7 protein-coding genes are annotated in these 9,471 nt (G+C 44.6%); 3 read left to right on the top strand and 4 right to left on the bottom strand.

Going from position 1 to position 9,471, the window contains the following annotated elements; genetic code table 11:
• Positions 1-25: 25 nt before the first annotated feature.
• Positions 26-586, top strand: a complete 561-nt coding sequence (locus tag VEZ01S_RS12960; protein ID WP_040890914.1) for a VC2662 family protein — start codon at positions 26-28, stop codon at positions 584-586.
• Between the two features lie 126 nt (positions 587-712).
• On the opposite strand, the gene VEZ01S_RS12955 is transcribed toward VEZ01S_RS12960, so the two are convergent.
• From VEZ01S_RS12955 to VEZ01S_RS12940, 4 genes are read right to left on the bottom strand one after another with little or no spacing between them, the layout of a single operon-like run.
• Positions 713-1,924, bottom strand: a complete 1,212-nt coding sequence (locus VEZ01S_RS12955; protein ID WP_021714498.1) for an ABC transporter permease — start codon at positions 1,922-1,924, stop codon at positions 713-715.
• Complete coding sequence (locus VEZ01S_RS12950; RefSeq protein WP_021714497.1) at positions 1,921-3,060, bottom strand: ABC transporter permease; 1,140 nt, start codon at positions 3,058-3,060, stop codon at positions 1,921-1,923. Before VEZ01S_RS12950 ends, VEZ01S_RS12955 begins: the two co-directional genes overlap by 4 nt.
• 4 nt (positions 3,061-3,064) lie before the next feature.
• Entirely contained in the window at positions 3,065-4,045 is a 981-nt protein-coding gene (locus VEZ01S_RS12945; RefSeq protein WP_021714496.1) for an HlyD family secretion protein, read from the bottom strand.
• Positions 4,035-5,432, bottom strand: coding sequence for a TolC family protein (locus VEZ01S_RS12940; protein WP_040890916.1), 1,398 nt, complete (start codon positions 5,430-5,432; stop codon positions 4,035-4,037). Before VEZ01S_RS12940 ends, VEZ01S_RS12945 begins: the two co-directional genes overlap by 11 nt.
• Positions 5,433-5,815: 383 nt before the next feature.
• Here VEZ01S_RS12940 and VEZ01S_RS12935 point away from each other — a divergent pair, with 383 nt between their 5' ends.
• Both VEZ01S_RS12935 and VEZ01S_RS12930 read left to right on the top strand, forming a co-directional pair.
• Complete coding sequence (locus tag VEZ01S_RS12935; RefSeq protein WP_021714494.1) at positions 5,816-8,173, top strand: fatty acid cis/trans isomerase; 2,358 nt, start codon at positions 5,816-5,818, stop codon at positions 8,171-8,173.
• Between the two features lie 217 nt (positions 8,174-8,390).
• Positions 8,391-9,359, top strand: a complete 969-nt coding sequence (locus tag VEZ01S_RS12930) for an ATP-grasp domain-containing protein (RefSeq protein ID WP_021714493.1) — start codon at positions 8,391-8,393, stop codon at positions 9,357-9,359.
• The last annotated feature ends 112 nt before the right edge of the window (positions 9,360-9,471 follow it).

Raw genomic sequence — 9,471 nt, 5'->3', positions numbered from 1 at the left:
TTACTCATCATTGGATAGATTCTGTATGAAAAAACGACTCATCGCAGTGGCATTTACCACCGCCCTAGCTTCTTCAATGGCATGCGCACAAACGCCGGTTATGTTTTCCACCATCAATAACACGAATGCGCCAAAAGACAATGTCGTGCACGGTGTCAGACTCTCTGTTCTGCACGGTAAAGTCTCAGAAGTACAAGGTGTCGATTTCTCTTTGCTTGGTATGTCGGAATCAGACCGAACTACAGGTGTAAACTTCAACATCGCATTTGGTGCAAACAAAGTTAACCAAGAGATGACGGGTGTTTCTTTTGGGTGGTTTAACTGGAACACAGGCAAAACCACCGGTGCTAACTTAGGACTAGCCAATATTACTCATGACGTGAACGGCCTAAACTGGTCAGCGGTTAACTATTCAACAGGCACAACCGTGGCCGATGTGGGTCTTGTGAGCCTATCAAACCAGTCCACTGTCCAAGTGGGTATTTTCAACCACACCAAGCATATCGATGCCGTACAGGTGGGTTTGATCAACTGTGCCGATAACGGATTCTTAAAATGTTTCCCTATCGTCAACTTCCCTAAATAATACCAATCACACTAAGTACGATTGCTATAAGCGAAGACGACACATAAGGTCTGAGAAAACCTATCTCAGACCTTATACTCATCGTAATAAATAACGGCGTTAGAATTTTTGATTGTAGAATAACGATTAGCTAGCCTGCTTTCGTCGCAGAACATACACCAGTAGCGCCCACAGTATGATTTGCCCAATCAATAAAAAATATTGAGGCGTCACTTGAGAAAAATCCGCCCCCATTTGATTAAGCTGTAACAACCCCTGAATCGCTGGCGTACTTGGAAATAGGTTTGATAGCCATATCAATGGTGTTGGAATCATCTCCAGTGGCCAAATAAAGCCTGCACTAAAGATTAGTGGCATCGAGCTCATCAAAACAACCACCGTCACTAGCTCTCGCCTTGGCACTAGCATGCCTAGCACCACACCGACCATACAAGCGGCCAATAAAAATGGCGTCACAAAGATAAACAACTGCAACGGATGCGCAAGCCGAGCGACAGAGTAATAATCAAAGCTCCAACCGAAATAGTACGCGCCTAAAATGTAATAAAATCCGCTAAAACAGACCACTCTTGCCAGTAATCGTCTCCACGATTCAAGGCCAGCCGTTGACGATGGCTTACCTTGAGAACAATGATCCTGAGAATAATGGCTCTGAGAGTGATGATGCAAAGAAGGGGAATTTGCTCGTTGTTTTTTTCTCTCTTCAGCAAGGCTTGCGCCCACTAAGCCCACTCCCATAATCAGCGTCTGTTGCAGTATTAATACAAACACTGCCGGTACCACGTAATTGACGTATCCTCCAGTGGTATTAAAGGTAGGCTTCATATTCACCTTAATCGCAGAGTGATGTTGCGATGCGCTTACTAAAGGCTCACCTTCCATCAAAAAACGAGTCACTTTGGCCTTAGCGGCTAAGGTGCCCCCGGCTTGCGCTAACCCTTCAACAATGGTGCCATACACCAGAAAGTAAGATGCATCACCGGCAAAGGATAATGTTGGGCTCTTGCCCAGCAATAAGTCTTTATAAAAATGTTCTGGAATCACTAAAATCCCTCTCACATCTCCGTCTAAAAACTGTTGTTTCGCCTGCACAATACTATGCACGCGCTCTACAATATGAACTTGAGGTGTAGCATCAACCATTCGCTCCAAATCAAAACTCACCTGACTTTTATCCAAGTTCACGACGGTGATAGATTGTTGATTAGGAACCTGCTTTGCATAAGGCAGTGGATACAAGAACGAATAAAATACAACCCCGCCAAAGATAGTAAGTACTACCACAGGGTTGCTTAAAATGGCTTTGAGTTCCAGCTTAAAGATGGATAACCAACTCATACTAACGCCCCTTTTATCTTTTTCGGAGCCAGTTTAGCCAGCACCACAAATAAGACTAAGTAGCCCAGCATAGGCGTTAAATGGCCTAAGGTTTGCCACACAGAGGCTCCATAGGAAACCTGACTGACTTGCGCTTCAATATAGTGGCTAATGGGTAACAAACTACGCCAACCTTGCGCTAATGCTCCCATGTCAGTGACCGGAAATGTAATCCCCATGAATGCAAACCCTGGGGCGGTAAATGCTCCTGCAAAACTCAACGCCCTTGCACCGTCAAAAGGAACAAAAAAACATATCGCGCCCACTAACATACAGGCGATGATGGTCGCGAATTGGGCAAAGATAAGCACCGCATAGCTACCTTGCATCGGCCATTGAAAGAAAGCATAAAACCACCATAGAAAGCTCACCCCTAGCGCCGCATAGATTGGGATATAACACGCCAGTGTTTTCGCCATACAGCGAACAACCCCTTGCTCCAACCAGCTATCCATAGTACCGATACGTTTGTGCATCGCTAAAGTGAGTACGGTTCCCACAACAATTATGATTTGCCAAATAGCCGGCACTATCGCCGACACTAAAAACTGTGCGTAGTTGTTATTTAAATTAAATAACGGCGTGATTTGCGTGCGCACTGCGACTGATTTCCCCAGCGCACCGATCAAATTTGAATTTCCAGAAGACAATTGCTTAATGGTTTGGATTTGAGCATCAAAGGTTCCAATGGCGCGCTGTACCGACGAATTGACCAGCTTACCGACCAAAATGTATTGATTGTTATAGAACACGCTCACTTGTGGCGGGTTAGCCAGAAAAATATCTCGGTCGAAATCTCGAGGAATGACCACATACGCATAAAGTTCACTGCCACTCAACGCCCTTTTTGCATCATGTTCATTTTGAAAGTAAGTACTAACATGCAAGGTTTCACTGGCATCCAAGTATCGAACGAGCTCTCGTGATAAAGAGCTCTGCTGATGGTCAACGACCGCCACTGGTAAAGCGCGCGCCGTACCTTGGGAGAAAATCCACCATACACTCACAGCCAACAAAATAGGCCCCCAAGTAATGGAGGCTAATAACCATTTGTCTTGAGCCAGTCGTTGCCATTCGTTCGCTATAAAACGAAACATATACCTACTCTTTTGCGTCTAGCGTTAATACCACACTCATACCGATACGAAACTGGTCCAACTCTTCTAGCGGGCGAGCTTCAACTTCAAACGTGCGCAAGTCAAAACCTTGGCTGCTGTCGGTCGCTCTCCATGTCGCAAAATCGCCCATGACTGAAATATGAGAAACGCGAAAACGCACCGTCTTATCCAACGCTGGGACAAAAGCACTGATTTGTGCGCCTTTGGGAAAATGCTTCAACAGATCTTCGCGTACATTAAATACCGCCCAAGAATCCAGAGCATCAATAACAGTCACAACAGGAAAGCCCTGCGGCGCAAGCTCACCACTGTGCAACAGCACTTGCGATACTTCACCGTTAAACCAACTTTCGATGTGAGTATCAGCGGCATAGGCTTCCACCTCAGCAACGGCACCTGCCGCCATGCGCGCTTTTTCGCTCGCCGCCTTTTTCGTTTCAGAGCGCGCTCCTTCTTTGGTAAGCAAATACATTTGGCGAGCCGCATTTTCAGTATATTTCGCCGCCTTCCACTGTGTATAAGCCTCATCACGCTTTTGCTCTGCCAATACGCCATCTTGATACAAGCTGTCTACACGGCGATAAGTTTTCTCCATTAACTCTGCGGCCGCTTTCGCTTTATTCCATTGATCACGCGCCGCCGAAATTTGCTGACTTCGCGCGCCATTTTCAGCCTCTTTAGCCAGTGCTCCTGCCGCTGCTTGTCCAGCTAGAGCCTGCTCTAACTTGGCATCAATTTCTGGGCTATAGATAGTGAAAATAAGATCACCTTCTTTAACCTGATCGCCTTTTTTCACATTGATGCTTTCAATGCGACCCGGCACTTTAGAAGAAATGCTGTATTGCTGCGCCGTCATCTGTCCTTGAATTCGAATCGGTTGCGGTTGATAGGCTTGATAAAAACCGTATCCAACTAGACCAATAAGCACTATTACAACAAGGGCAATAGGGGTTTTAGCTGACATTAACTTCTCCTTTAGTGCCTACATTAGCTTCATTGATAGCCTTATTAGGACGGGTCTCATATTGATTAAAAGTGTTCATTTTTCCGCTCAACGCAAGCAGCTTATTTAATGATATTAAGTAGTTAAAACGCGCAACATGTTGCTGAGTTTGAATACTGGCTAAATACAATTCAGCATCCACCACCTCTAACGAGTTAGATAACCCTTGGCTAAACATTTTTCGGCGCAAACGTAAGTTTTCTTCAGCAAGTGCGATACTGGTTTCTAACCCTTTCACCTCTTCCATCGACTGTTCAGCCTCTAAATAGGTTTTTTGCACTAATACGGTAAGGTCTTGCTTGGCTTGGGCGCGCAAATGCGTCACTTGCAAAACCGCACTATGCGCGGCATCTAATTGGCGAGAGCGTCCGCTGGTTTCAAGCAGTGGAATGCTGACTCCCACCCCCACAAACCAATCAGGCTTAAGCTGTGAGGCTAACGAATCATCTTCATATAGGCTGTAGTTACCGTACAAATAAACATCAGGGTAGTACTTACTTTTTTGTACATCGGTTAGCCCTTTTGCTTGCTTCTCTTTGGCATCTAAAATTGATAATCCCGGATAACTGACCAAGGTTTCATCCGTATATGCGCTCAAAGGAGGCAGAGATTTATTGATAAATAATGGGCTAACGGGGGTAACCGTTTGCGATTGATTTAGAATTTGCGTCAACGCACTGGTCGCAATTTGCAGCTCACGCTGCGCTTTTTTTCTGTCAACTCGTGCTTTTGCTAGCGAAGCATCCGCTTGCAATTTCTCAACTTTAGCAATCTGACCTTGCTGCTCTAACTTGCTGGCAAAATGCGCATGTTGCTCTAAGCCTTTTTCGACATTGCTATAGGTTTCAACCACTTGTTTAGAAAGCACTACTCCAAAATAGTATTTGGCTAAGTCCTCATATCTTGCTTGTCGCTCCATCTCCAGTTGAGCACGAGCTTCATCCGTTTGTGCTGACGCAATAGATTGTGCCGAGATGATTTTTCCCCCTGTAAAAATGGGCCAAATCGCTCGAATAGAAGAGGTAAATACGTCTTTTTCTGCAATGGTTGAATAAGAGCTAGCAAGAATAGGCAATGAAATGGGCGGCAATGCGATCGGGGTAGAAATACTATCGACCAGCTGCTGTCCACTGAGCTGAATATCGTTATCTAGCCGAGTATAGTTTGCGTTTAAAGTGATAGAAGGGAGATCTAAACTTTGCTTCGCACTTTGTAAATTTCGGTAGCGATCCACATTGGCTTGGCTCGCCGCCAGAGAGTTATTTTGTTGCTGCAACAACGTCCACGCTTGAGAAAAAGTCACCTCTTGAGCGACAGCGGGCAACGCTAGCCCACACAACAACGTCATTGCAATACGTTTTAATTTCACCTTGTTCTGTTCCTTGGCGATACCTGCAAAAAATTAGAGTGTATACTCTAATTTATCCCTATACCCAACACAATGAGAGCACTTAAGGAGTGTGATGTGTATGACGAAAAAGATTGATTTTTCATATAATTAGAGAAATTATCCATCGGTTCACAGCGTAATCCTTGCTCATCCTTGTGCTGGCCTCTTTATCCGTACAACACAATAGCCCTCTAAGATGACTCACGATCAAGTGATGCATAGTTCATCATAAATTGATATGCAACACCCTGCCATTAAAATCAATCTCTATTCATTCATATTCTTTGACACTAATTGCAGATGAGACCATCATAAAAGAGTCGCTTTTACTGAGGATATGGATGTTAATGAAAAAGTACGCACTGATTGCCTTCATCATTGTTGTTGCAGGCTGTAGCTCCTTTGTGGGGTTAAATTTTGAAGCACTGTTTGGTCCAGAAAAGGTTCAGGATAGAACCGTCTCACACAGCTTCTCGCAAGCCCATTATTTTATCGATGAAGTACAACCCATCCTCGATAAACGCTGCGTAGTATGTCACGCCTGTTACGATGCGCCCTGCCAACTCAAACTGACCTCACCGGAAGGCATAGATAGAGGTGCAACTACCGCAATGGTGTATCAAGGTGCAAGATTAACGGCCACTAACCCAACTCGCCTCTACGAAGATGCCTTTTCTACTCAAGAATGGCGTACGCATGGCTTTTATCCGGTGCTCAACGAACGATTACAACGTGGGGATGCCAATATTGAGGCCGGTGTTATGGCGCAATTATTAATTCAAAAAGAAGAGTTCCCGCTTCCTAACGACGTGATTTTAGATGACGACGATTTTGATTTTAGCCTCGACCGCGCTTTTGTCTGTCCAACCTCTGACTCAATACAAGCCTATAAAGAGGAATACCCATTGAGTGGTATGCCTTACGGTATGCCCGCATTAGCCAACGATGAACAACAAACCTTATTGGCATGGTTGCGCCAAGGAGCGAGCATGTCGGAGCCCGTGCCATTAAGCAAAGAACAATTGGCAGAAGTGAATAAATGGGAAGCTTATTTCAACCAAGACAGCTTAAAGCGCCAAATTACCAGTCGCTATATCTATGAGCATTTGTTTCTTTCTCACCTCTATTTCTCCGAGCATGAAAACAAACGCTTCTTTAGCCTCGTGCGCTCAGCAACGCCTCCAGGGCAACCCGTAAAACGCATTTCAACACGCCGACCTTACGGCGATCCCAACGTTCCGCGAGTTTACTATCGTTTAATTGCCGAACGAGAAACCATTGTTGATAAAACTCACATGCCCTATGCGCTCAATAATGAACGCATGCAAAAATGGTTAACATGGTTTGATAAGGCGGATTACCGCATAGAGACACTGCCTAGCTACGATATCGAAGTGGCTTCCAATCCAATACTTGCCTTTGCGGATATCCCAGTAGATTCACGCTATAACTTCCTGCTCGATGAAGCACAAAACACCATTATGGCGTTTATAAAAGGCCCTGTTTGTCGTGGGCAGTTGGCACTGAATGTCATCAATGATCACTTTTGGGTGTTCTTTACCAACCCAGGCAGAATGGACAACAAAGTTGCGACCGACTTCCTGCGCTCTCAGGCGCAAAACATGGCGCTGCCCGGACAACTCGACAGTAACACCACACCTTTGTTTAATTGGGTTAAGTTCTCTAAATCTCAGTCTATTTACCTGACCGAAAAAATGAACTTTATGAACAACCATTTTAAAAATGGTGAACATTTGGATATTGACGTGATCTGGAATGGTGATGGAACAAATCCAAATGCTGCTCTGACTATTTTCCGGCATTTTGATAGCGCGACCGTAGCGAAAGGTCTCGTGGGTAATCAACCTAAAACCGCATGGGTTATCGACTATTCGCTATTAGAGCGTATCCACTATTTGTTGGTGGCAGGCTTTGATATCTACGGCAACTTTGGCCACCAGCTGATCACTCGCATGTATATGGATTTATTAAGAATAGAAGGTGAAACTAACTTTATCGCCCTACTACCTAAAGAGTCTCGTCACGATATCTTGTCTAGCTGGTATGAAGGGCAGTCTATCGAATTTACCGATTACCTCACGCGCAATGCCAAACCATTTGATCAAGAGTCAGGCATAGAATATCGAACCAACAACCCCAAAGCTGAATTGATGACACTGCTGACGGAGCATGTCTCACCAATCTTAGAGCCTCGCTATGAAATCATGAACACACCGCTAAAACGTGACAGTGAGCTATTACTGCAACAAATCAATAGCTTGGTCGGTGGTGGTATCGAAAGCTTCCCACAGCTCATGACAATTAATATTGAAGCCGATAACGGGCAGCAGCATGTCTTTACCTTAGTGCACAGCAACGCGCACACCAATATCTCAAGCTTGTTTGCCGAAGAAGACAATCGCAAACCAGAAGAAGACACTCTAACGATAGTGAACGGTATTTTAGGTAGCTACCCTGCGGCCTTTTTAACCTTGCAAGAAAGAGAAATTCCAGAACTGCTGAAACGCATTCGAGAGGTGGATGACGATGGCGATTACGAAGATCTATTGGATCGCTTTGCGATCCGTCGTACCGATCTTAGGTTTTGGCCTTTCAGCGATAAAATCCATGAGTGGTATGCCAAAGATCAGCCCATAGAATATGGCTTACTCGACTACAACCGCTTTGAAAACAGATAATTAACATCATAAAAATGCCCAAGGTGAGACGCTTTGGGCATTGTGTTTTCACTAATCACTACGCCTTACCCTGAGATGAGTTCATTGAGCTAAACCTGCGCTGTTATAAGCTATACCGATTTCATCTACGCAATCGGTCACTTGTTGCTGGCTTTCGGGGGAGGATTTGGCACTATCTAAGGTATGAATAAAACGCGACGAATGGGAATTTGCAGTAATGAAACCAATCTATATTTTACATGAGAACCAAGAATGGGTAGCCCCGCTTCATGAAGCGTTCAAACAGTTAAACGTGCCTGCGAAAGAATGGTTCGTCAATGAAGCCCATATTGAGTTTGATTCCGCTCCTGAAGACGCGATTTATTACAACCGTATGAGTGCCTCATCACACACCCGTGGTCACCGTTATGCACCTGAATTAACTCGCGTTATCGATAAATGGCTTAGCTTACACGACGTCACTGTCGTCAATGGTAATGGTGTTATCGATTTAGAAGTGTGTAAAATTTCGCAGTACGCAGCCTTACAAAAAGCCGGCATCGCCACACCTAAAACGCAAGCGGTAGTGGGCAGTGATTTAATTGTTGCCGCGGCCGAAAAGTTTAATACTTGGCCTCTGATCATCAAACCTAACCGTGGTGGCAAGGGGTTAGGTGTGGAAAAATTCAATACTCTTGATGACGTAAAATTAGGCCTTAGAAGGCTCAAAGCCGATGCGCCATTAGATGGAATTTGGTTATTGCAAGAGTACGTCAAATCCACTCAACCTTACATCATCCGTTGTGAATATGTGGGCGGTAAGTTCCTGTACGCGGTGAAAGTCTCTACCGAAGGCGGTTTTGAACTTTGCCCTGCGGATGGGTGCTCTATCGAAGATGCGTTCTGCCCTGCCTTTGAAGACAGTCAACCTGTAGAGTCACAAGACAGCCAAGGCCAAGATAAGTTTGAGATAACAACCGCCCTTGATCATTCACCGTTGATAAAACTGCATGAAAAGTTCTTAGCCGATAATCATATCGATATTGCCGGTATTGAAGTGATCAGCGATGAAAATGGCCAGTGGTATTCCTATGACGTCAATACGAATACTAACTATAACTCAAAGGCTGAAATTAAAGCCGGCGTACCAAAGTCTGGGATGCAAGCCATTGCTGAATATTTAGTGCAATTAGCAGATAACTCTTAATTTTCAATAGCACAGCAAGCAAAACTGAAAAAGCCATTTTCCTCATCAATCAGGAAAATGGCTTTTTAACATCAATATAAAATCTAAATGCGTATGGGCTTATACCTATCAC

The organism is Vibrio ezurae NBRC 102218 (genome assembly GCF_000467185.1).
Taxonomy (GTDB): domain Bacteria; phylum Pseudomonadota; class Gammaproteobacteria; order Enterobacterales; family Vibrionaceae; genus Vibrio; species Vibrio ezurae.
This window is presented reverse-complemented; position numbering and strand designations above follow the sequence as displayed.